At 55.5% G+C, this 21,631-nt stretch carries 24 protein-coding genes; 15 read left to right on the top strand and 9 right to left on the bottom strand.

Translation table 11 applies throughout. The annotated features are described in order from the left end of the window. The first annotated feature begins 14 nt into the window (after positions 1-14). From ACEWZM_RS12000 to ACEWZM_RS12015, 4 genes are read left to right on the top strand one after another with little or no spacing between them, the layout of a single operon-like run. A complete protein-coding gene (locus ACEWZM_RS12000) occupies positions 15-692 on the top strand; it encodes a cell division ATP-binding protein FtsE (protein WP_414008025.1) in 678 nt (225 codons plus the stop codon). After that, on the top strand, positions 689-1,588 hold the full coding sequence (locus ACEWZM_RS12005; protein WP_414006647.1) for a cell division protein FtsX: 900 nt from the start codon (positions 689-691) through the stop codon (positions 1,586-1,588). Before ACEWZM_RS12000 ends, ACEWZM_RS12005 begins: the two co-directional genes overlap by 4 nt. Beyond that, the gene (locus tag ACEWZM_RS12010; RefSeq protein WP_414006648.1) at positions 1,585-2,316 is read left to right on the top strand and encodes a lysophospholipid acyltransferase family protein; all 732 of its coding nucleotides are present in this window, start codon (positions 1,585-1,587) and stop codon (positions 2,314-2,316) included. The genes ACEWZM_RS12005 and ACEWZM_RS12010 overlap by 4 nt, the downstream gene beginning before the upstream one ends. Then, positions 2,313-2,918: a pyridoxamine 5'-phosphate oxidase family protein gene (locus ACEWZM_RS12015; RefSeq protein ID WP_414006649.1), complete on the top strand. Its 606-nt coding sequence runs from the start codon at positions 2,313-2,315 to the stop codon at positions 2,916-2,918. Before ACEWZM_RS12010 ends, ACEWZM_RS12015 begins: the two co-directional genes overlap by 4 nt. A gap of 76 nt (positions 2,919-2,994) precedes the next feature. On the opposite strand, the gene ACEWZM_RS12020 is transcribed toward ACEWZM_RS12015, so the two are convergent. From ACEWZM_RS12020 to sucC, 7 genes are all read right to left on the bottom strand, one after another. After that, positions 2,995-3,309, bottom strand: a complete 315-nt coding sequence (locus ACEWZM_RS12020) for an EthD family reductase (RefSeq protein WP_414006650.1) — start codon at positions 3,307-3,309, stop codon at positions 2,995-2,997. A gap of 117 nt (positions 3,310-3,426) precedes the next feature. Then, positions 3,427-4,824, bottom strand: a complete 1,398-nt coding sequence (gene lpdA / locus ACEWZM_RS12025; RefSeq protein WP_414006651.1) for a dihydrolipoyl dehydrogenase — start codon at positions 4,822-4,824, stop codon at positions 3,427-3,429. Positions 4,825-4,930: 106 nt separating this feature from the next. Further along, entirely contained in the window at positions 4,931-5,320 is a 390-nt protein-coding gene (locus ACEWZM_RS12030; protein ID WP_414006652.1) for an MAPEG family protein, read from the bottom strand. 396 nt (positions 5,321-5,716) lie between these two features. Further along, positions 5,717-7,252, bottom strand: a complete 1,536-nt coding sequence (gene odhB, locus ACEWZM_RS12035; protein ID WP_414006653.1) for a 2-oxoglutarate dehydrogenase complex dihydrolipoyllysine-residue succinyltransferase — start codon at positions 7,250-7,252, stop codon at positions 5,717-5,719. Between the two features lie 6 nt (positions 7,253-7,258). Then, complete coding sequence (locus tag ACEWZM_RS12040) at positions 7,259-10,216, bottom strand: 2-oxoglutarate dehydrogenase E1 component (protein ID WP_414006654.1); 2,958 nt, start codon at positions 10,214-10,216, stop codon at positions 7,259-7,261. Between the two features lie 264 nt (positions 10,217-10,480). Then, positions 10,481-11,365: a succinate--CoA ligase subunit alpha gene (sucD, locus tag ACEWZM_RS12045; RefSeq protein WP_414006655.1), complete on the bottom strand. Its 885-nt coding sequence runs from the start codon at positions 11,363-11,365 to the stop codon at positions 10,481-10,483. Between the two features lie 292 nt (positions 11,366-11,657). Then, on the bottom strand, positions 11,658-12,851 hold the full coding sequence (gene sucC, locus ACEWZM_RS12050) for an ADP-forming succinate--CoA ligase subunit beta (RefSeq protein ID WP_414006656.1): 1,194 nt from the start codon (positions 12,849-12,851) through the stop codon (positions 11,658-11,660). A 421-nt stretch (positions 12,852-13,272) separates the two neighbouring features. On the opposite strand from sucC, the gene ACEWZM_RS12055 reads away from it, so the two are divergent. Both ACEWZM_RS12055 and ACEWZM_RS12060 read left to right on the top strand, forming a co-directional pair. Further along, positions 13,273-13,422, top strand: a complete 150-nt coding sequence (locus tag ACEWZM_RS12055) for a hypothetical protein (protein WP_414006657.1) — start codon at positions 13,273-13,275, stop codon at positions 13,420-13,422. Positions 13,423-13,565: 143 nt separating this feature from the next. Next, entirely contained in the window at positions 13,566-13,748 is a 183-nt protein-coding gene (locus ACEWZM_RS12060) for an AAA family ATPase (protein WP_414006658.1), read from the top strand. A 73-nt stretch (positions 13,749-13,821) separates the two neighbouring features. Here ACEWZM_RS12060 and mdh read toward each other — a convergent pair whose 3' ends face one another. Further along, positions 13,822-14,784 (bottom strand): malate dehydrogenase, encoded by a 963-nt coding sequence (mdh, locus tag ACEWZM_RS12065; protein WP_414006659.1) that lies wholly within the window; start codon positions 14,782-14,784, stop codon positions 13,822-13,824. Between the two features lie 162 nt (positions 14,785-14,946). Here mdh and ACEWZM_RS12070 point away from each other — a divergent pair, with 162 nt between their 5' ends. Next, a complete protein-coding gene (locus ACEWZM_RS12070; protein WP_414006660.1) occupies positions 14,947-15,702 on the top strand; it encodes a sulfite exporter TauE/SafE family protein in 756 nt (251 codons plus the stop codon). Between the two features lie 132 nt (positions 15,703-15,834). On the opposite strand, the gene ACEWZM_RS12075 is transcribed toward ACEWZM_RS12070, so the two are convergent. Then, positions 15,835-16,164, bottom strand: coding sequence for a hypothetical protein (locus ACEWZM_RS12075; protein ID WP_414006661.1), 330 nt, complete (start codon positions 16,162-16,164; stop codon positions 15,835-15,837). 384 nt (positions 16,165-16,548) lie between these two features. Between ACEWZM_RS12075 and ACEWZM_RS12080 the strand changes: the two genes are divergently transcribed. The 8 genes from ACEWZM_RS12080 to sdhD all read left to right on the top strand — a co-directional run bounded on the left by ACEWZM_RS12080 (position 16,549) and on the right by sdhD (position 21,618). Beyond that, positions 16,549-17,403, top strand: a complete 855-nt coding sequence (locus tag ACEWZM_RS12080; protein ID WP_414006662.1) for an HpcH/HpaI aldolase/citrate lyase family protein — start codon at positions 16,549-16,551, stop codon at positions 17,401-17,403. Between the two features lie 35 nt (positions 17,404-17,438). After that, complete coding sequence (locus ACEWZM_RS12085) at positions 17,439-17,987, top strand: NnrU family protein (protein WP_414006663.1); 549 nt, start codon at positions 17,439-17,441, stop codon at positions 17,985-17,987. 6 nt (positions 17,988-17,993) lie between these two features. Then, entirely contained in the window at positions 17,994-18,197 is a 204-nt protein-coding gene (locus tag ACEWZM_RS12090; RefSeq protein ID WP_414006664.1) for a DUF1737 domain-containing protein, read from the top strand. Beyond that, positions 18,197-19,228, top strand: a complete 1,032-nt coding sequence (locus ACEWZM_RS12095) for a MaoC family dehydratase (protein ID WP_414006665.1) — start codon at positions 18,197-18,199, stop codon at positions 19,226-19,228. Before ACEWZM_RS12090 ends, ACEWZM_RS12095 begins: the two co-directional genes overlap by 1 nt. A 65-nt stretch (positions 19,229-19,293) precedes the next feature. After that, a complete protein-coding gene (locus tag ACEWZM_RS12100; protein WP_414006666.1) occupies positions 19,294-19,905 on the top strand; it encodes a histidine phosphatase family protein in 612 nt (203 codons plus the stop codon). Between the two features lie 57 nt (positions 19,906-19,962). Next, on the top strand, positions 19,963-20,652 hold the full coding sequence (locus ACEWZM_RS12105; RefSeq protein ID WP_414006667.1) for a DUF1194 domain-containing protein: 690 nt from the start codon (positions 19,963-19,965) through the stop codon (positions 20,650-20,652). A gap of 192 nt (positions 20,653-20,844) precedes the next feature. Further along, the gene (sdhC, locus tag ACEWZM_RS12110; protein WP_414006668.1) at positions 20,845-21,228 is read left to right on the top strand and encodes a succinate dehydrogenase, cytochrome b556 subunit; all 384 of its coding nucleotides are present in this window, start codon (positions 20,845-20,847) and stop codon (positions 21,226-21,228) included. Positions 21,229-21,246: 18 nt separating this feature from the next. Then, positions 21,247-21,618, top strand: a complete 372-nt coding sequence (sdhD, locus tag ACEWZM_RS12115; protein ID WP_014873477.1) for a succinate dehydrogenase, hydrophobic membrane anchor protein — start codon at positions 21,247-21,249, stop codon at positions 21,616-21,618. Positions 21,619-21,631: the final 13 nt, after the last annotated feature.

Genomic DNA, 21,631 nt, shown 5'->3' on the forward strand with positions numbered 1-21,631 from the left:
AAAAGGGGATCGCCGTGATCGAGCTGGACAATGTGGGGTACAACTACGGTGGCGGGGAACTGCTGAGCGACGTATCGGTGCAACTTGCGCCCGGCTCGTTCCATTTCCTTACTGGCCCCTCAGGTGCCGGTAAGACGACGTTGTTGAAACTGTGCTATGGAGCGCTTACCCCGACGTCTGGTCGTGCACGTGCTTTTAATATGGATATCAATGGCTTGGACCGCGATCAGATGGCTTATCTACGTCGCCGCGTTGGCGTGGTACATCAGGATTGCCGGTTTTTGGATCATCTACCGGTTATTGAAAATATTGCGTTGCCGCTGACCGTCTCCGGGCGTGACATTGCCCAGGAAGAGGCCAATTTGCACGAGTTGTTGAACTGGGTGGGATTGTCCGAGCGAGCGCATGCGACGCCGCCTGAATTGTCCGGAGGAGAGCGACAACGCGCGGCCCTTGCCAGATCTGTGATCTTGTCGCCGGAGGTGATTGTCGCTGATGAACCCACTGGCAATGTCGACTGGGAAATGTCTCAACGGCTGCTGCAATTGCTGGTCGAGTTGAATCACATGGGCAAAACGGTGCTGGTGGCGACGCATGACCTGTCATTGATCCGGGCGGCGAAAAAGCAGGTGCAGGCACGGGTTCTTCGGATCTCCAACCGGCAACTTCAGCAGTCGGGGGTGGACCTTTGAATCTGACCCGTTTGCGCAGTTTGATCATTGGGGACGCCCAGGCCGATCGAGTTGTCCCACCGAGCGGGTTTACCGCTCAACTGACATTGTTCGTATCGGGCGCGATGGCGTTCCTTGCTGTCTTTGCGCTGGCATTGTCTCTGGCGTCAGGTCGGTTGGCAGACCGCTGGGCAGAAGAACTCGCCCGTGCTGCCACCTTGCGTATCAATGCACCTACGGAACAGCGAGCCGCTCAGACAAAAGCCGCGATGGCCATTTTAGAGCAGACACCGGGCGTTGCTTCGGCACGCGCGCTTAGTCGCGAAGAGCAGGCGGCACTTCTAACGCCATGGTTTGGCACAAAGCTGCCGCTGGAGACGTTGCCGATACCGCAGCTGATTGAGGTCATTGAAGACGATCCAGGTTATGATGACACAGGCCTGCGATTACGCCTTCAGGCCGAGGTGCCAGGGGCGATCTTGGATGATCACACTCGATGGAGAGCCCCGCTGGTTGATGCCGCGCAGGCGCTACGGCGTTTGGCGTGGGTTTCTATTCTTCTGATCGGTGGTGCAACTGCTGCGATGATCACCCTTGCGGCAAATGCGGCCCTTGCGGCCAACGCTCAGGTGATTGAGGTGCTTCGCCTGGTTGGCGCGCTGGATACCTATATCGCGCAGGCTTTTATCCGGCGTTTCACTCTTCGTGCATTACTTGGTGCAAGCGTCGGTATGGCGCTCGGTATCGTTGGTGTCTGGCTGATGCCCGAAGCCTCACGCGAGGGTGGATTTCTGACCGGCCTCGGCTTTCAGAGCTGGGGTTGGCTTCTTCCCTTGTGCATTCCCGTTCTTGGTGCGCTTGTCGCCTTTGCCGCCACAACACGTGCGGCCAAAAAACGTCTTGGAGATTTGGCGTGAAGACTTCATTTCGATGGCTATTGTCTGCCGTATTTATGGTTCAGATTTATGTGATGATGCTGATCTTTGGACTGGCCTTTGCGCCTTGGGCCGTGGTTTCACCACGCGGTGCCCGAATGGCCTGCCGGAGCTATGCGGGCTACGTTCTGTGGTGTGCCCGATGGATGCTGGGTTTGCGTACCGAGGTACGCGGGCCGATCCCGACCGAAGAAGTGATCATTGCTGCTAAGCATCAGAGCTTCCTTGATATTCTGATTATCTTTCACACCACGCCGGCGGCCAAGTTTATTATGAAACGTGAGCTGCTCTGGACGCCGATCATTGGTATCTACGCAAAACGGCTCGGCTGCGTGCCGGTAAACCGAGGCAAAAAGGGTAACGCTATTGCCCGTATGGTGAAGGATGTTGCGGCAGAGTTTTCTGAACCAGGCCAGCTGGTGATCTATCCGCAAGGCACACGGGTCGCGCCGGGAGCTGATAAGCAATACAAGATTGGCACAGGTGTGCTTTATGCCGAGTTAGAACAGCCCTGTGTGCCAGCAGCAACCAACGTAGGCCTGTTCTGGCCACGTACCGGTATTCTGCGCAAACCGGGCTTGGGTGTGGTTGAGTTCTTGCCTGCCATCGCTCCTGGATTAGAGCGTGATATTTTCATGACGACGCTGGAGCGTGAGATTGAGACGCATTCCGATAAACTGATGCAAGAAGCGGGGTTCAAGGCGGGATGAAGTATCTCAACACAGTTGAAGAGTTGGAAGCGTGTTACGGACAACCTGGAGCACCGTCACTTCGTAAAGTCGCGCGGCGGATGACGCCACTTTATCGCCAATGGATCATGGCGTCGCGGTTATGTATGCTGGCCACTGTAGGTCCGGAAGGCACCGATGACAGCCCGCGCGGCGACGATGGTCCGGCGGTATTAGAGCTTGATCCGGGTACGCTGGCGCTACCGGATTGGCGTGGCAACAATCGCATCGACAGCCTGAGAAACATAGTCCGTGACCCACGCGTTTCTCTAATGTTTCTCGTGCCGGGCTCAAACAATGTTGTGCGTCTCAATGGGCGTGCGCGAGTGACTGCTGACGCGGATATGTTGGCGCGCTTTGAAAAGAATGGTAAACAGCCGCGCACCGTTGTTGTGATCGAAATCGCCGAAATATACAGCCAGTGCGCCCGTGCCTTTATGCGTGCGCGGGTCTGGTCCGCCGGAGATGAAAGCGCTGATTTGCCTTCAATGGGGGATATATTGGCTGAGCAAACCGCTGGTGAAGAGGGCGGGGACGCTTATGATAAAGCCTGGCCCTCCCGAGCTGCACAGACGATGTGGTAGCCGTGGATGGCCAGGCTTCTTAGCCTGCTGTTGTTTTGACTGATTGCTCCCCGCCCAAGCGCGTAAGTTTGTCAGATCAGCTCATCAAGACTTGGCCTACAAGGATCTGTGGCTGCACATTGGTGAAATTGGCAACATCGTCGATAACCGGACCGCTTTTTTCTCCCATCGCGCGATCCAACGTTTCCATATCGGGAAAGGTGATCGTAGCGATCAGCAGATAGGCCGGTGGCATGTCGGGGCCACTTGCAATTCCGCGCGAGGCTTCCACTGTTTCCATTAACTCGCCGAGGTGTTCTTCCACCAGCGGCAGATGGGTTTCTTCGTAATAGTCATAATCAAATGTCGCATCGGCTGAGGCGGGGTAGATAATTTGTAGGCTGACGGTCATGGCCGTGGCTCCGGTTCAAGAGAAAGCGGCCCACCAATTGATGGGCCGCTTTGGTGTGGAAAACTGTCTAACAGGAGTAGCAGGGCAGGACACTCTGTTTCCTGTCGTGCAGACCGATTAGCTATGGATCGCCCCATCGCCACAGGCAAGTGCGGCTTCGCGCACTGCTTCGGAGTAGGTTGGATGTGCATGGCAGGTTAGGGCCAGATCCTCTGCCGATGCACCGAATTCCATTGCCACACAGATTTCGTGGATCAGATCGCCGGCACCGGGCCCGATAATTGCTGCGCCAAGGATCCGGTCCGTTTCCTTGTCCGCGATCAGTTTAACAAAGCCACCCTCGGCCTGATGGACGGCTTTGGCTCTGGCGTTGCCCATGAACATGAATTTACCGATCTTGATTTTGCGGCCTTCGGCCTTCAACGCATCTTCAGTCTGGCCAACTGTTGCAACCTCAGGTGTGGTATAAACCACCCCGGGCACTACACCGTAGTTCACGTGCCCGTGTTTGCCAGCAATCACCTCGGCAACCGCCATGCCCTCATCTTCGGCCTTGTGCGCCAGCATCGGACCTTCAATGACGTCACCAATCGCAAAGACGCCTTTGACGTTGGTCGCCCAGTGCGCATCGGTGGCGATTTGGCCACGTTCCGTCATCTTGACACCAAGCGCGTCCAGCCCCAACCCGTCAGCGTAGGGTTTGCGGCCAGTTGCAACCAGCACGACATCGGCATCAATGACTTCGGCGTCACCGCCCTTTTTCAGTTGGTATTTGACTTTCGCCTTGGTTTTTGAGGCTTCGACCCCTTGAACCGCAGCGCCCATCACGAAATTCAGACCTTGTTTTTCCAGAATGCGCTTGAAGCCGCGTTGAACATCCTTGTCCATACCCGGGCAGACCGCGTCCATATATTCGACCACGGTAACTTCTGAGCCAAGGCGTGCATAAACCGAGCCAAGCTCTAGCCCGATAACACCAGCACCAATCACAACCATTTTCTTAGGGATTTTCGGCAGATCAAGCGCCCCTGTGGAATCTACCACGACGGCTTTGTCATTATCAACTTCAACACCGGGCAGGGCCGAGGGAACCGAGCCGGAGGCGATGACGATATTTTTGGCCTCATGGATGTTATCACCGACTTTGACTTTGCCGGCTTCAGGAACCGAGGCCCAACCTTTGATCCAGTCAATCTTGTTCTTTTTGAACAGAAATTCAATGCCACCGGTGTTCTGACCGATGACTTCTTCCTTGTATGACTTCATCTGTGCCCAATCTACCGAGGGGCTCTTACCCTTCAGGCCCATGTGGGCAAAGTTGTGTTCTGCTTCGTGCAGCAGATGGGTCGAATGCAAGAGTGCCTTGGATGGGATGCAGCCCACGTTGAGGCAGGTGCCGCCTAGGGTTTCGCGACCTTCGACCACAGCGGTCTTGAGGCCCAGTTGGGCGCAGCGGATAGCGCAGACATAGCCACCGGGGCCGGCGCCGATTACGATCACGTCATAGGATGCCATATTGGTGTGCTCCTTGAGGGTTTAGCAGAAAAAAGCTCTGTGGAGTGGGGCGCTGCCCCGGGCCACTATTGCGGGCTCCCACGGGGAATAGGGGAAAGGCGACGGTTCATATCAGCGCCGCGATCAGCATGAACACTGTGGCAAAGAAGCCGACAAACCAGATAGCGGAGCGCCAGGGCGTCCAGCCAAGCGCGTAGGCAGGAACATAGATGATGCGCGCAACGAGGTAGACCCAAGCACAGCCTGATGTGAATCCAGTTGATTGGCCGCTGATCGACACCACAACGCAAGCTATGGTGAAGAGTACTAACCCTTCGTAGTGGTTTTCCATCGCGCGTTTGAAGCGTCCGGCAGTGCCAGTAAGAGTTACCGGGGTATCGCGAGGGCCCAAGGCCGTTTTGGTATCCAATTGCCGATTGGCAGTGAATGCATAAGCGAAGAACTGTAGGGCTTGTAGCAAAGCGGCAAGGGTGAGGCTGGTAAGTTCTGGGGTCATTGTCGATTTACCATTAGGTGGGTCCAAATCACTAGGAGAGTTAGACCAGAGATCCAGATTAGGAATGGAATTGGCCGAACAGAGAAAACACTAGTGTAAGCAGGTCTGGCGATCAGGTCAGGGAAAAATACGCCAATCGCAGCTACGCAAACAAATACAAGAATAATAAAGCAGCCTGTAAAGCCAGCCTTTTTTGATTGCAGAAAAGTTAGCAGGCTCCAGAAACTTGTTGGAAGTGCGGCGGCCACGGAGATCAGAAGAATCGCTTCTGAGCGAAACATACTCGGTTGAGGGCCAGTCGAGCCGGTCAATTTCTGGACCACATTCCGCAAGCAGGCGAAAATAATTAGGCCTGAAACAATTGAATCGATCCAGATACCGACCGGCTTGGGCAAGTTACAGATCCATCAGCAGACGGCGCGGATCTTCCAGGGCTTCCTTGATGCGAACCAAGAAAGTTACAGCGCCTTTGCCATCAACAATGCGGTGATCATAAGACAGCGCCAGATACATCATCGGGCGGATCTCAACCTTGCCGTTGATGGCCATGGGGCGGTCCTGGATCTTGTGCATACCCAAGATGCCGGATTGCGGCGGGTTCAGGATTGGCGAGGACATCAGCGAGCCATAGACACCACCGTTCGAGATGGTGAAGGTGCCGCCCTGCATCTCTGCCATAGACAGTTTCCCATCCCGTGCGCGTGCGCCCTTTTCTGCAATCGCTTTTTCGATTTCAGCGAAAGACATCGCATCGGCATCGCGGATAACCGGAACTACTAGGCCTGTCGGTGTACCGGCGGCGATGCCCATATGGACGAATTTCTTGTAGACGATATCGGTGCCGTCAATTTCGGCGTTGACCTCGGGTACCTCGTTCAGGGCGTGGCAGCAGGCCTTGGTGAAGAAGGACATGAAGCCCAATTTTACACCATGCTTTTTCAGGAACAGGTCTTTGTACTCATTGCGCAGCGCCATCACCTCGGTCATGTCGACCTCGTTGTAGGTGGTGAGCATGGCAGCGGTGTTCTGGCTGTCCTTCAGACGCTTTGCGATGGTCTGGCGTAGGCGTGTCATCTTGACCCGCTCCTCACGCGCTGCGTCATCTGCAGCGACAGGTGCGCGTACAGGTGCAGCTGCCGCCGGAGCTGAGGTAGTGGCCGGTGCTGCCGCCGCCGCCGCGACCGCGCGAGCAACATCGTCTTTCATGATACGACCGTCGCGACCGGTGCCCTGAACCTGATCGACCGACAGGCCAGCCTCGGCCATAGCCTTCTCTGCAGAGGGTGCATTGGCGACGTCCTTTGAAGGATCGCTACCCACAGAAGGCTGGGTCGCTTGTGCAGTGCTCGCCTCCGACGGCAGTGCGTTAGCGCCTGTGCTGCTGCCAGAGATCACACCGAGCTTGGCGGTTGCATCTACTGTGCTGCCTTCCGCCGCGGTAATCTCAGTAAGAATGCCGCCAGTCGGGGCAGGGACCTCAACCGAAACCTTGTCGGTTTCTAGTTCGCAGAGCATCTCGTCTTGCGCGACGCTGTCGCCGACCTTTTTGAACCATGTGGAAACGGTGGCTTCGCTAACGGATTCGCCGAGTGTGGGGACCATCACATCAGTGCTCGCGCCGCCTTTAGAAACGCTCTCAGCGGCGGGTGCTGCCGCAGCTTTGGGCGCATCTGATGCTATTGAGCCTGAGGAAGCGCCTTCGGATATCGTCGCGAGCAGGGCATCGACACCCACAGTCTCGCCTTCGGCGGCGACGATTTCACCCAAGGTGCCAGCGGCGGGTGCAGGCACTTCAACGGTGACTTTGTCTGTCTCCAACTCGCAGAGCATTTCGTCGGCGGCCACAGGATCACCCGGTTTTTTGAACCAGGTGGCGACGGTGGCTTCGGTCACGGATTCGCCCAGGGTGGGCACGCGAACTTCGGTGGTCATGGGGTGTTATCCTTCGATGCTCAGCGCTTCGTTGACGAGCGCAGCTTGTTGGGCTTTGTGTTCGCTGGCCAGACCCGTCGCGGGCGAGGCCGATGTGGCGCGACCGACATAGATCGGGCGGCTGTTTTTGGCACCGATACGGGTCAGCACCCATTCGATGTTTGGCTCGATAAATGTCCAGGCGCCTTGGTTCTTCGGCTCTTCCTGGCACCACGCAATCTCGGCATGTTTGAAACGGCTAAGTTCCTTAACCATCGAAATGGCGGGGAACGGGTAATATTGCTCCACGCGCATCAGGTAGACATCATCAAGACCGCGAGCATCACGTTCTTCCAAAAGATCGTAGTAGACCTTGCCGGAACAGAGAACGACGCGCTTGATCTTGTCATCGGCAGCCAATTTTGTGTCGGAGTTGCCTTGCTGGGCGTCGTCCCACAGCACTCGGTGGAAGCTGGAGCCGGTGGTAAACTCCTCGGCCTTGCTGACCGCTAACTTGTGCCGCAAGAGCGATTTTGGGGTAACCAAAATCAGAGGCTTGCGGAAGGTACGGTGCAACTGACGACGCAGAATGTGGAAGTAGTTTGCCGGTGTGGTGCAGTTTGCTACGATCCAGTTGTCCTGGCCGCACATTTGCAGGAAGCGTTCGAGACGTGCAGAAGAATGTTCTGGACCTTGGCCTTCGAAGCCATGCGGCAACAAGCAGACGAGGCCGGACATCCTTAGCCACTTGCTTTCGCCGGAGGAGACAAACTGGTCGAACATGATCTGCGCGCCGTTAGCAAAGTCACCAAACTGGGCTTCCCACAGCGTTAGCGCATTTGGTTCGGCCAGCGAATAGCCATATTCAAACCCCAGAACAGCATATTCCGACAGGGCAGAATCGATCACTTCGTATTGGGGTTGGCCCGTGCGAATGTTGTTCAGCGGAAAGTAGCGTTCTTCGGTATTCTGATTAACGATGCCGGAGTGGCGTTGAGAGAAAGTACCACGGGTGGCATCCTGTCCCGACAGGCGCACCGGATAGCCTTCGGTCAGGAGCGAACCAAATGCCAGCGCTTCCCCGGTCGCCCAGTCGATGCCCGCGCCAGTGTCGATCATCTTTGCACGTGTGTCGAGGAAACGGCCGATTGTCTTGTGAACTGGGAATCCCTCTGGCACGCGGCTGAGCGCAGTGCCGACCTCTTCGAAGGTCTCCGGTGATACAGATGTTTTTCCACGCTGATAGTCGGCGTCTTGTTTGTCGAGATGAGACCAGCGGCCATCAAGCCAGTCAGCCTTGTTCGGTTTGAAGTTCTTCCCGGCCTCAAATTCCTCGTTCAGGCGCGCTTGGAAGGAGGCTTTCATATCCTCAATCTCGCCCTCAGGGATCAAGCCATCCTTCACCAGACGCTCAGTGTATAGCGACAATGTGGTCTTATGACCTTTGATCTTCTTGTACATCAATGGGTTGGTGAACATGGGCTCGTCGCCCTCGTTGTGACCAAACCGGCGATAGCAGAAGATATCCAGCACTACGTCCTTGTGGAATTTCTGACGGAACTCTATCGCTACCTTGGCGGCATGGACCACCGCCTCTGGATCGTCGCCGTTGACGTGGAAAATCGGTGCTTCAACCACCAGCGCGTTGTCGGTGGGATAGGGGGAGGAGCGCGAGAAATGCGGAGCGGTGGTAAAGCCGATCTGGTTGTTGACCACGATATGCATTGTACCGCCTGCCTTGTGGCCACGCAGACCTGATAGGGCGAAGCACTCGGCAACGACACCCTGACCGGCAAAGGCCGCATCACCGTGCAACAGAATCGGTAGAACTTTGCTGCGGTCGCCGTCTTTGAGCTGATCCTGTTTGGCGCGGACCTTGCCAAGAACAACAGGGTTCACCGCCTCCAAATGCGAAGGGTTGGCGGTCAGCGACAGATGAACGGAATTACCGTCGAATTCACGATCCGAAGAGGCTCCTAGATGATATTTTACATCTCCCGAGCCGTCGACATCTTCTGGTTTGAAGCTGCCGCCCTGGAATTCGTTGAAGATTGCCTTGTACGGCTTTTGCATCACATTTGCGAGCACCGAGAGACGACCCCGGTGCGGCATGCCGATCACAATATCACGGATCCCCAATGCGCCGCCGCGCTTGATAATTTGCTCCATCGCGGGAATCAGGCTCTCGCCGCCATCCAGACCAAAGCGTTTGGTGCCCATGTATTTGACGTGCAGGAATTTCTCGAATCCCTCGGCCTCGACCATTTTGTTGAGGATCGCCTTGCGGCCTTCGCGAGTGAAGCGAATTTCCTTGTCGTAGCCTTCGATCCGCTCTTTCAGCCAGCTTGCCTGTTCGGGATCGGAAATATGCATGTATTGCAGCGCAAAGGTCCCGCAATAGGTTCGCTTAACAATATCCACGATCTGGCGCATCGACGCCACCTGAAGTCCAAGCACGTTGTCGATGAAAATCGGGCGATCCATATCGGCCTCGGCAAACCCGTAGCTGCGCGGATCCAGCTCAGGATGAGCGTTGCCCTCACGCATTCCGAGCGGATCCAGATCTGCCGCTAGATGGCCCCGGATCCGATAAGCCCGAATCAGCATCAACGCTCGGATCGAGTCCAGCACGGCGCGCTGGATCTGATCATCCGTGACTTCAACGCCCTTGGCTTCGGCCTTGTCTTTGATCTTTTTGCCAGCGCTTTTTGTTTCTGTCGGAGCAGGCCATTCGCCGGTCAGCGCGGCAGTGAGATCATCATTTGGCGCAGGTGGCCAGTCGGCACGAGCCCAAGAGGGGCCAGAGGCCTCAGCCTTTACATCGAGATCAGCATCGCCCATCTGGCGGAAAAACTCTGCCCAGGCCGCATCGACCGCATTCGGGTCATTGGCGTATTGGGCATAAAGCTGCTCGAGATACTCTGCGTTGTGCCCCTGCATGAAGGAGGAGGCATGGAAGAGATCGTTGGGGCTCTGGTCGGTCATGTAATTACCTCTTGCGGGTTGGGACCGGTTCTAGTGCGACCTAGGGTCATGAGTGGCAGCCTGATCAGAAGGCGTTTCGGAAAAGTAAAACGCCCGCAGAATCCTGCAGCAGATGTGATCGGTCTCTATGGACACCAATCCTATCGGCAAAAGGATCCAGAAAATTGGAAGTTGAGCGCGTCTGCTGAGCGTCTGGAACCGGGGCAGACGCTGATGTTCTGCCCCGGTTAAAATGGCCTGAGCCGTATGTGGCCATCGGCGGCATTACTTGCCTATGGCCTTCAGCACTGCCTCGCCCAGGGTTGCAGGGCTGTCAGCAACAACGATGCCAGCGGACTTCATCGCTTCGATCTTGTCTTCCGCGCCGCCTTTGCCTCCGGCAACGATCGCGCCAGCGTGACCCATGCGGCGGCCGGGAGGTGCCGTGCGGCCTGCGATAAAGCCTGCGATGGGCTTCCAGCGGCCTTTTTTCTTCTGATCGGCGATGAATTCTGCGGCTTCTTCCTCGGCCGAGCCGCCGATTTCGCCGATCATGATCATCGATTGGGTTTCATCGTCGTCCAGGAACATGTCCAAAACGTCGATATGCTCTGTACCCTTGATCGGGTCGCCGCCGATGCCGACAGCAGTGGACTGGCCCAACCCGATGTCTGCTGTCTGCTTCACCGCCTCATAGGTCAGGGTGCCCGAGCGGGACACAACGCCAACCGAACCACGTTTGTGAATGTGGCCGGGCATGATGCCGATCTTACACGCATCCGGGGTGATCACGCCGGGGCAGTTCGGGCCGATCAGGCGTGATGTGCTGTCCTCCAACGCGCGCTTGACGCGCATCATGTCCAGAACCGGGATGCCTTCGGTGATGCAGACAATTAACTCCATCTCGGCGTCGATTGCCTCGAGGATCGAGTCTGCCGCAAAAGGCGGTGGTACGTAGATCACGGATGCGTTGGCTTCGGTCACGTGCTTGGCTTCGTGGACCGAGTTGAAGACCGGCAGGTTCAGGTGGGTTTGGCCACCTTTGCCGGGTGTTACGCCGCCGACCATCTTGGTGCCATAGGCAATGGCCTGCTCGGAGTGGAAGGTGCCCTGCGAGCCGGTGAAGCCCTGACAGATTACCTTGGTGTTTTCGTCTATGAGGACTGCCATTTAGGAGTCTCCTTTTTCGAGTTCCATCCTGTGACAAACAGGACGAGCCAAATCAATGAGAATGGGATCACCAAGAGAAGAGGCGCAGTGGCAATCCACTCACCCGCTTCCCGGTGAACCTCATTGAGAGGAAAAGTTATGTCGTTTAGCCAAAATAGCCCGACAGTAAGTATCCAGAGTAGCGCGCTGAACACGCAAATAACCAAGGCTATCACTGATGAGAACCTGTAGCTAATCGCGCTTAGCGCAACAGCGATTGTCGTGGTTACAAGAAACACAACAGCCAACCTTATTACCCCTTAACCGCTTTCACGATCTTTTCGGCGCCGTCGGACAGGTTGTCAGCTGCGATCACATCAAGACCGGAGGTGTTGATGATTTCTTTGCCCGCTTCGACATTGGTGCCTTCCAGGCGCACAACCAGCGGAACCTTCAGGCCAACTTCTTTTACTGCGGCAACCACGCCTTCGGCAATCACGTCGCAGCGCATGATGCCGCCAAAGATGTTGACTAGGATGCCTTTAACGTTGGGATCCGAGGTGATGATTTTGAACGCTTCGGTCACTTTCTCTTTGGTGGCGCCGCCGCCAACATCAAGGAAGTTCGCAGGCTCAGCACCGTAGAGTTTGATGATGTCCATGGTGGCCATCGCCAGACCTGCACCGTTCACCATGCAGCCGATCTCGCCATCAAGAGCGATGTAGTTGAGGTCGTATTTGGAGGCTTCCAGCTCTTTGGGGTCTTCTTCTGTGGTATCGCGCAGTTCAGCGATATCGGCGTGGCGGTAGACCGCGTTACCGTCGAAGCCGACTTTGGCATCCAGCACTTTCAGATCGCCGCTGTCAGATACGATGAGCGGGTTGATCTCCAGCATTTCCATGTCTTTGTCGACAAAGGCCTGAAAGAGCTGACCCATGAGTTTGACGCATTGTTTGACCTGAGCGCCCTCGAGGCCCAGCGAAAACGCAACGCGACGGCCGTGGAACGCTTGGTATCCGGTGGCTGGATCAACGCTAAAGGACAGGATTTTTTCCGGTGTCTCTGCGGCCACCTCTTCAATGTCCATACCGCCCTCGGTGGAGCAGACAAAAGAAATGCGCGAGGTTTGGCGATCTACCAGCAGCGCGAGGTACAGCTCGGTCTGAATGCCGGAGCCTGCCTCGATGTAGATGCGATTCACCTGCTTGCCTGCAGGACCAGTTTGGTGAGTCACAAGAGTGCGGCCCAGCATTTTCTTGGCTTCGTTTGAAGCTTCTTCAACCGATTGGGTCAGGCGTACGCCGCCTTTTTCACCGGCGTCGGCTTCTTTGAAGGAGCCTTTGCCGCGACCCCCCGCGTGGATCTGGGCTTTGACCACCCAGAGAGGGCCGTCCAATTCGCCTGCTGCTGTTTTGGCGTCTTCCGCCTTGAGAACCACGCGCCCGTCCGAAACCGGCGCGCCGTAGCTGCGGAGGAGGGCCTTGGCCTGATATTCGTGGATGTTCATTTGAAACTGTCCCGTCTGGCTGCAATTGTCTTGTCTAATACGACGTCTTAGCGCCAATGTTTAAAGGGTTTTCTTACAGTCGGCAAAAAAATCCCGAAGATTTATCGGTTTTGTGATCACGGCTTTCCAGCGTGTGATCACAAATTTACAGAAGGTGAACAAGGCTGATTCGATGTCGTATGTTCAGATCAACTCCGACTGTCCGTGATGCAATTGCGGCAATTTGGTCAGCGTGTTGTTCGGCGGGGCAGTGACCTGACACGGTCGTTCAGCATCTGGGCACGTGAATCTAATATTAACTCTACAGCGCGCGATTAGCTGGGGCCGTTTGCAACCACTTCACAAGGAGAATGATCATGCACGAAAAGATCAAAAGCCGCCATGTGGTTCTGTCAGGATGTTCCGAGGCGGTAAATCTACGGTGCTGCGAGAACTAACGCGCCGTGGATACGAAACCGTGCCGGAGTCGGTCCGTCGTATCGTCATTGAAGAAAGCTGCGGTTACGGTGCAGCACTGCCATGGGTCAGCCTTAAGGCCCTTGAGCACCAGGCGATTGATTTGGCTCGGTAGGGCCGACGCGACAAAGGTCTTCTCGGTGGTTGGCTGTTTTTTGACCGGGGACCGATTGATGCCGCTGTTGCTTTGGAACAGGCAGCGGGGGTTCCCATTGCTGATACGTTGAGCGGGATAGATGCCTATCACTCTGAAGTTTTTTGACACCACCATGGCCTGAAATATTTATTCGCGATGCTGAACGACAGCATAGGTTTGAGGATGCGCTTGAGGAATATGACCGATTGTATGTGGCCTATAGCGCGCTTGTGTATGAGATAATCATTCTGCCCATGGCCGACGTCTCAGCGCGCGCGGATTTTGTTCTGAAACATTTGGGCTGACGCCTGCCCCATTTGCTCAACAAAAAGGCCTGCCGAAATGGCAGGCCTTTAGTTGCTGTATCGGAGCGAAGGTTTATGCGAGCGAGCCGTCGATGCCTTTGCATGCTTCGACCAAGCCCTTGACCGCATTGACAGAATTGTCAAACATGGTCTGTTCCTCGGCGGTCATCTTGATATCGATAACGCGTTCGATCCCGCCTGCACCGATTATCGTGGGAACACCAACGTACATGCCGTTCAGCCCCAGTGCGCCATCAACATAGGCTGCACAAGGCAGGACGCGTTTCTGGTCCTTGAGGTATGCCTCAGCCATTTCTATTGCAGCGGTAGCAGGAGCATAAAAAGCAGAACCGGTTTTCAACAAGCCGACGATTTCTGCGCCACCATCACGGGTGCGTTGTACAATCGCGTCCAGTTTCTCTTGGCTTGTCCAACCCATTTTAATCAGATCGGGCAGGGGGATGCCCGCGACGGTCGAGTAACGCGTCAGCGGCACCATTGTATCGCCGTGGCCACCCAATACGAAGGCGGTGACATCTTTCATGGAGACCTTGAATTCGTCAGCCAGGAAATGACGGAAACGCGCGCTGTCCAGAACGCCAGCCATGCCACATACTTTGGCGTGTGGCAGGCCAGAGAACTCGCGGAGAGCCCAGACCATTGCGTCGAGAGGGTTGGTGATGCAGATGACAAACGCATTTGGCGCGTGATCGCGGATACCTTCACCGACCGATTTCATCACCTTGAGGTTGATACCCAGAAGGTCGTCGCGGCTCATGCCGGGTTTACGCGGAACGCCTGCAGTCACAATGCAGACATCGGCACCTGCGATGTCCGCGTAGGACTGAGTGCCCTTCATGTCGGCATCAAAGCCTTCCGAAGGACCGGATTCTGCGATGTCGAGCGCCTTGCCTTCGGGGGTGCCTTCAGCAATGTCGAACAGGACAACGTCGCCCAGTTCTTTCAGTGCTGCGAGGTGGGCAAGTGTGCCGCCGATCTGACCTGCGCCGATAAGGGCGATTTTGGGTCGAGCCATTGGGATATCTCTCCGGTCCGGTTGTAATTGCGGGGAGGACTAAGGCCTTCCGTGCCGTGGTGCAAGCTCCCAGCGCTGAGAGGGGTATGCAAGGCACACTGTTCAAATCTGATGTAGGCGGTTAAATATTCGAATTATGAGGCACTTAGAGAGGAATCTTAGATGCCCGAGATCACGGTTATGTTTTTTCTGGTAGCGGTGTTGGCGGTTACCTTTGCCGGTATTTCCAAGGCCGGCTTTGGATCAGGGGCTGCTTTCGCATCTTCATCGATTCTCGCTCTGGTTGTGGATCCAGGGGTGGCGCTTGCCTTTATGTTGCCACTTCTGATGCTGATCGATGTCGCATCATTACGGCCGTACTGGAGGCGCTGGCGTATGCGGGAATCTCTTTTGCTTCTCCTCGGTGGGATGCCTGGGGTGGCCCTGGGCGCCATATTCTATAGATCGGTTGATGCCGACGCCATGCGTATTCTCATAGGGGGCATCTCAGTAGCGTTTGTGGCCTGGCAGCTGTCCGGGCATCTTCGGCCGCGGTTGGCGAAACCTTGTGAAAATGCGGATGTAACCGGCGTTGCGTCGGGGCTGGTTGCAGGGTTCACCAGTTTCGTAAGCCATGCCGGGGGTCCTCCTGCGGCGTTTTATCTGTTGGGCCGCGACATGACCAAGACCGAATATCAAGCTTGCTCAGTGCTGGTATTTGGAGTTCTGAATGCGGCCAAGTTTATACCATATGCCATGCTAGGTTTGGTGACGCCTGCGTCTTTAAAGCTTGACCTTATGCTGGCACCTTTTGCCCTATTGGGAGCATGGATGGGGGTGCGGATGCACTACAAGGTATCGGAACGGCTATTTTTTAGCCTGACCTATCTGCTGTTGCTCACAACTGGCGCGAAGCTGATTTGGGATGGGCTGATCTGAGTCCGAATGAACACAGCGTTAGCCCGAATTGTAGGCTGCAAAGCACGCGAACCCCTCATCTATCGTAGTGAACTGGTTGGCAGAAGGTTGTTTCCACGCTGCCCCCTTAGCAAAACCGACTGTCTCCAGAGATCAGGCATCGCTGTCAACCACGGGTAGCGCCTCGGCCAAGAATTCAAAGGACTGCCCAGAGGCCACCAGACACGTAACACCGCCGGGTGTGGTGATTGTGATAGTCCAGCTGCCTGTATCAGCAGAGGCAAATGTTTCCATCACAACGCCACGTTGGCCGATGCCGATGCTCTGGCGGCTTTCGCCATACCGTTCGGCAAGGCGTTGCACCACCTGATCGCGCGGTGCGCAGTTGTTGCTGGTTTGCGCGGCTGCGGGCAGCGACATCAGGCAGATTGCCGCCAATGTCGCGCATCTCAGAACTGCAATTTCAAACGTCGTCTTCAACATGGGTTTTACCCTTTCCGGAAGATCCGGCAGCGGGGTGTGCCCTTCGGGTCGTTCGATCAGACCCGGAAAGGTCGTACACCGTACCGGTATCGCGTCATCGTCTGCACGGGCAGTTTGCCCGCTCCCGGATTTGTCATGCCGTTTTGGTTCGATCGTTATCCGGTCCTATAAGGGTGGCAAATAGATGCTGATATCCTCTTAACGCAGCGTTCGTGACTCTGTATTTGTACAATAAATTATAGAAAACAATATGATGGAGGTAATACTGACGTGTTTTCTAGTAGCTGTGACGCGGCATATTCTGCGCTGCGGCGTAATTTCACTTGAAAGCTTACTTTCAATTGGGTAGCCGTTTGCGCAACAAAATGACCTAGGAGACTACGCATGAACCCGCGCACACGCCCCTATCGTTCGGTTCTGTACATCCCCAGCTCCAAGCCTCGTGCGCTGGACAAGGCGCGCAATCTGCCAGTTGATGCGATTATCTTTGATCTGGAAGACGCGGTTTCCCCGGATGAAAAAGAGAATGCGAGGGATACCTTGTCTGGTGCCTTGAAAGAAGGCGGCTATGGCGCGCGGATAAAAATTGTACGTCTAAATGGGTTGGATAGCCCCTGGGGGCAGGCGGATGCAGAGGCCGCGGCTAAGATGGGCTGCGACGCAATCCTACTGCCCAAAGTGTCCTCACCCGGGGACCTGGATGCGTTGGCCAAGATCACGGGAGATATGCCTCTTTGGGCGATGATGGAAACCCCACGTGGCATTTTGAATGCCGCAGCGATCGCTGCGCACCCATTACTGCAGGGAATGGTGATGGGTACAAATGATCTCGCCAAAGAGCTTCAGGTGCGGTTCCGCCCGGATCGACTGCCTTTGATGGCGGGGTTGGGCCAGTGTCTCCTGGCTGCCAAGGCTGAAGGAGTGATCATTGTGGACGGTGTCTACAATGCATTCAAGGATGCGGAAGGGTTGCAATCTGAGTGTATCCAAGGGCGCGACATGGGGTTCGACGGCAAGACGTTGATCCATCCGGCGCAAGTCGAAGTGGCGAATGTCGCCTTTGCCCCGTCAGAAGATGAGATTGATCTCGCCCGCCGCCAAATTGCCGCTTTCGATGAAGCGGCGGCAGGCGGGCAGGGTGTGGCTGTGGTGGATGGCAAGATTGTCGAAAACCTTCATGTGGTCACCGCGCGTGAAATTCTTGCAAAAGCGGATGCAATCGCAACAGTTTCGGCCTAGGCGTTGGGTCAGTCATATTTCTTTGGGAGACTGACATGGCTTTATTGCTTCTAGGCATCCTGATTTGGTGGGGTGCGCATTTTTTTAGACGCTTTGCTCCGGATGCACGGGCTTCGCTTGGGCGGCGTGGTAAAGGGTTGATCGCGCTCGCTCTCGTGGCAAGCGTTGTGCTGATGATCATTGGGTATCGTAGTGCGGACTCTTTCGACCTGGCTCTACCGCCTCCGTATTTTACGCACATCAATAACACATTGATGCTGTTTGCGTTGTATTTCACTAGCCCCGGTCCTGCGAAGGGAGCGCTGTTTTATAAACTGCGCCATCCCATGTTGTTGGGCTTTGCCATGTGGGCGGTTGCGCATTTGTTGGTGAATTGGGATCCGGCGTCGTTTGTGCTGTTCGGCAGTATGTTGGTTTGGGCGTTGGCTGAAATGGTTGTTATTAACCGGGCTGAGCCTGACTGGACTCCGAACCCCAAGGGCCGAATTGCCAAGGATGGAATATTCTTTGCTGCGTCGACCGTATTGCTCGGTGTGATCGGCTTTGTTCATGGGCTTGTCGGGCCCTCTCCATTTCCAGGGTAAGCATCAATGAAACTCTATCGCTTCCTGTCTGAGGACGATACCGCTGCGTTCTGCCACAAGGTTACGGATGCGCTGAACAAAGGCTGGGAATTGTACGGTAGCCCGACACAGACCTTTGATCCGGTCAAAGGCATCATGCGCTGTGGTCAATCCGTGGTGAAAGAAGTGCCAGGCACCTACACCCCCGATACAAAACTGGGAGATCACTAATGGCCAAGACCAATCCGGGCCGGTTCTTTGAGGATTATGCCGTTGGCGATGTGTTGCATCATGCGGTGCCACGCACTGTTTCTGGGGGGGAGCGCGCACTGTATCACGCGCTTTACCCTGCCCGGCATGCGCTCTACTCCTCGGATGAGTTTGCGCGCGGATGTGGTCTGCCTGCATCGCCGCTTGAGGATCTGGCTGCGTTTCACATGGTGTTTGGCAAAACGGTCCCCGACGTTTCGCTGAACGCTGTTGCTAATCTGGGCTATGCTGAAGGGCGCTGGCATCTGCCAGTGTATGCTGGCGACACCCTGCGCGCAGAGAGCGAAGTGATCGGGGTCAAACAGAACTCCAACGGAAAGTCCGGCGTAGTTTATGTGCGTACGCGCGGTTTGAACCAACGCGACGAGTGCGTGCTTGACTATGTGCGCTGGGTTATGGTGCGCAAAGGTAACCTTGAGCTGCCTGCGCCCGAAACATTCATTCCGGAGTTGAATGAGGCTATCGCAGCAAAAGATCTGGTTGTTCCAGACGGTTTGGACTTCTCTCGCTACGACTTTTCTTTGGCGGGCGAGCCCCACCGTTGGGACGACTATGAGGTTGGAGAGCAGATCGACCATGTGGACGGTGTCACGATTGAGGAAGCCGAACACATGTTGGCGACCCGGTTATGGCAAAACACTGCCAAGGTTCATTTTGACACCACCGCACGCCCAGATGGATCACGGTTGATCTATGGTGGGCATGTGATTTCGATGGCGCGGGCCCTCTCATTTAATGGTTTGGCTAACGCGCAGATGATCGTCGGGCTAAACGGGGGGGCGCATGCAAACCCCTGCACGTTTGGCATGACAATCCGGGCGTGGTCTGAGGTCTTGGACAAGGCTGAAACCAGTGCCCCTGGTGTAGGTGCGATTAGGCTGCGTTTGGTTGCGACCAGCGGTGACGCTCCATTCCAATTGAAGGGGGATGATGGCAAATACCGTTCTGAGGTATTGCTAGATCTCGATTATTGGGCATTGATGCCACGATAAGGTACCTTCGATCGGGCCGGATCGGATCTTGGTTCGACTGGGGTAGTCTGGCACATGAGGTATTTATGAGAACACTTGATCCCAGTGTTGTGCTCTACATCACGCATCCACAAGTGGTGGTAGACGCCTCAATAGCGGTGCCGGACTGGAGTCTATCCCCGATTGGTGAAGATCGAGTAGCAGAACTGGCTCGACGGGTCGCTACGCTGCAATCGTCTTGCAAGGCGGCGGTGATCACTAGTGCCGAACGCAAAGCTGTCGAAACCGCCACGCCGCTGGCAACAGCGCTGGGTGTCGACGTAGAACAGCGGCCCAGTATGCATGAAAATGATCGATCCAGCACCGGCTTTTTGCCTCCTGCTGCATTTGAGGCGCAGGCGGATGCCTTCTTTGCCAGTCCATCGCAATCGGTCTTGGGTTGGGAACGGGCAGTAGATGCCCAAAACCGTATCCTGGGTGAGGTACTGGCTGCAGAGCAAGAGTACCCAGACCACGCGCTGATCCTCTGCGGTCACGGCGCAGTTGGGAGCTTACTTTATTGCGCCTTAGCTGAAGTAGCGATTGACCGGCGTTGGGATCAGCCCGCCGGTGGCGGCGGTAACTGGTTCGCGTACGACAGGCAGAGTCGGCGGGTGTTGGGCCATTGGTCGCCTATTGAGTGTCTGTTTTCGGGCTAAGATGGCAGAGACGAAAAACAATAGGTCTGTCGTTCGGTTTTCGCATAAGCTTGAGATATGTGGATTTTTCGAATTTTGGTTCTCGCTCTCTTCACCCAAGTACCAATATCTGCGCGGGCCTGCGATCTCGCGCTGGTCCTGGCGGTGGATGTCTCGGGCAGTGTTGATGTCGAAGAGTATCGAACACAGATGGAAGGTCTGGCTACTGCGCTGCAAGACGGTGTTGTAGCTGAGGCCCTCGTTCGGGCGCAGGCGCAAGTGACATTGATCCAATGGTCTGGCAGCGGTCGGCAAGATGTCACGTTGGGTTGGCGGCGAGCTGTCGATTTCTCGGCGCTAAATCAATTGGCTGCCGATATTGCGGCAGCGCCGCGCCCCTGGCGTAACTATGCAACCGGGATAGGGGAGGCACTGCAGCTGTCACTGGATCAGTTTCAGCAGGTGCCCAACTGCCGTCGGCGGGTGATTGATGTATCTGGAGATGGCCCATCAAATGAAGGACTGGAACCGACAGCTATTCGCAGTGCTATCCGTGCTGCTGGTGTGACGGTCAACGCCCTCGCAATTGAAGAGAGCGAACCGGATTTAACGGCCTATTTTTTTGAGCATGTCATTCACGGTCCTGGCGCATTTGTGCAGACCGCGGCTGGGTTCGATGATTATCCGCAAGCCATCCGAAAAAAGCTTTTACGCGAGGTAGCGCAACAAAATGCGGATCTGGGCAACATTGTACCAGCCATTCACTAATTTACGGAACACCATGTGATTCTGTAAGGATTCTCGATTATCCTATTTTGTGATCACTTACTGGAAGGGTGTGATCACATATTGTTGTTTTCACAGTGTTCATAAGAATAACTGTGCATTTTTACCGCTCGTTTGCGTGACAGGACGTAAAAAACCGCTAAAACGTCGTCAGCTAACCGGAAAGGAGCCAACATGGCCGATGTAAATCGGGGCAATCGCCCGCTTTCGCCACATTTGCAGGTCTATCGCCCGCAGATTACTTCGATCACCTCGATCCTAACGCGTATTACGGGCAATGCATTGCTTGTAAGCGCGCTGTTGATCGCTTGGTGGTTTTTGGCGGCGGCAACCTCTGAAGATTACTTCCGCACCGCCAACGCTGTTATGACCAGCTGGTTCGGAGACATTGTCATGAGCCTGTCGGTACTGGGCCTTTGGTATCATACATTGGCCGGCGTGCGTCACCTGATCTGGGATAACGGTAAGATGCTTGACCTTGAGTCTGCACAAAAGCTGGGCTGGGTGGTCATCATCGGATCGGCTGTCTTGACCATTCTCACACTCGTCATCGTCTGAGCTGAAGGAGCAATCGCAATGCGTTATTTAACAGATCGCAAGCGTGCCGTTGGTATGGGTGCTGCGAAATCCGGTACTGCACATCATTGGTCTATGCAGGTCAGCTCCATTGGGTTGCTGATCCTCGTTCCCCTGTTTGTCTTTACTTTCGGCTCGGCGCTGGGTGGATCCTATGAAGAGATCACGGCCTATTACGCCCGTCCGTTTCCGGCTCTGGTTGCCTTACTGACAATCTGGGTCGGTATGATGCACTTCAAATCTGGCGCTCAGATCATGATCGAAGACTATGTCCATGGTTTTGCTGGCCGTCTGACGATCATTCTGGTCACCTGCCTGTCTTATGCCGTAGCCGCGGTCAGCGCCTATGCGCTGATCCGCCTGGCGCTGTAAATCCCGAGGTTTC

It is taken from the genome of Phaeobacter cretensis (assembly GCF_047372505.1).
Taxonomy (GTDB): domain Bacteria; phylum Pseudomonadota; class Alphaproteobacteria; order Rhodobacterales; family Rhodobacteraceae; genus Phaeobacter; species Phaeobacter cretensis.

What these genes read in the sequence shown, in the direction of transcription:
- ACEWZM_RS12015 (WP_414006649.1), top strand. Translation starts at nt 2,313, where the DNA reads ATGAAGTATCTCAACACAGTTGAAGAGTTGGAAGCGTGTTACGGACAA.
- ACEWZM_RS12020 (WP_414006650.1), bottom strand. Translation starts at nt 3,309, where the DNA reads ATGACCGTCAGCCTACAAATTATCTACCCCGCCTCAGCCGATGCGACA.
- lpdA (WP_414006651.1), bottom strand. Translation starts at nt 4,824, where the DNA reads ATGGCATCCTATGACGTGATCGTAATCGGCGCCGGCCCCGGTGGCTAT.
- ACEWZM_RS12030 (WP_414006652.1), bottom strand. Translation starts at nt 5,320, where the DNA reads ATGACCCCAGAACTTACCAGCCTCACCCTTGCCGCTTTGCTACAAGCC.
- odhB (WP_414006653.1), bottom strand. Translation starts at nt 7,252, where the DNA reads ATGACCACCGAAGTTCGCGTGCCCACCCTGGGCGAATCCGTGACCGAA.
- ACEWZM_RS12040 (WP_414006654.1), bottom strand. Translation starts at nt 10,216, where the DNA reads ATGACCGACCAGAGCCCCAACGATCTCTTCCATGCCTCCTCCTTCATG.
- sucD (WP_414006655.1), bottom strand. Translation starts at nt 11,365, where the DNA reads ATGGCAGTCCTCATAGACGAAAACACCAAGGTAATCTGTCAGGGCTTC.
- sucC (WP_414006656.1), bottom strand. Translation starts at nt 12,851, where the DNA reads ATGAACATCCACGAATATCAGGCCAAGGCCCTCCTCCGCAGCTACGGC.
- mdh (WP_414006659.1), bottom strand. Translation starts at nt 14,784, where the DNA reads ATGGCTCGACCCAAAATCGCCCTTATCGGCGCAGGTCAGATCGGCGGC.
- ACEWZM_RS12070 (WP_414006660.1), top strand. Translation starts at nt 14,947, where the DNA reads ATGCCCGAGATCACGGTTATGTTTTTTCTGGTAGCGGTGTTGGCGGTT.
- ACEWZM_RS12075 (WP_414006661.1), bottom strand. Translation starts at nt 16,164, where the DNA reads ATGTTGAAGACGACGTTTGAAATTGCAGTTCTGAGATGCGCGACATTG.
- ACEWZM_RS12080 (WP_414006662.1), top strand. Translation starts at nt 16,549, where the DNA reads ATGAACCCGCGCACACGCCCCTATCGTTCGGTTCTGTACATCCCCAGC.
- ACEWZM_RS12085 (WP_414006663.1), top strand. Translation starts at nt 17,439, where the DNA reads ATGGCTTTATTGCTTCTAGGCATCCTGATTTGGTGGGGTGCGCATTTT.
- ACEWZM_RS12090 (WP_414006664.1), top strand. Translation starts at nt 17,994, where the DNA reads ATGAAACTCTATCGCTTCCTGTCTGAGGACGATACCGCTGCGTTCTGC.
- ACEWZM_RS12095 (WP_414006665.1), top strand. Translation starts at nt 18,197, where the DNA reads ATGGCCAAGACCAATCCGGGCCGGTTCTTTGAGGATTATGCCGTTGGC.
- ACEWZM_RS12100 (WP_414006666.1), top strand. Translation starts at nt 19,294, where the DNA reads ATGAGAACACTTGATCCCAGTGTTGTGCTCTACATCACGCATCCACAA.
- ACEWZM_RS12105 (WP_414006667.1), top strand. Translation starts at nt 19,963, where the DNA reads ATGTGGATTTTTCGAATTTTGGTTCTCGCTCTCTTCACCCAAGTACCA.
- sdhC (WP_414006668.1), top strand. Translation starts at nt 20,845, where the DNA reads ATGGCCGATGTAAATCGGGGCAATCGCCCGCTTTCGCCACATTTGCAG.
- sdhD (WP_014873477.1), top strand. Translation starts at nt 21,247, where the DNA reads ATGCGTTATTTAACAGATCGCAAGCGTGCCGTTGGTATGGGTGCTGCG.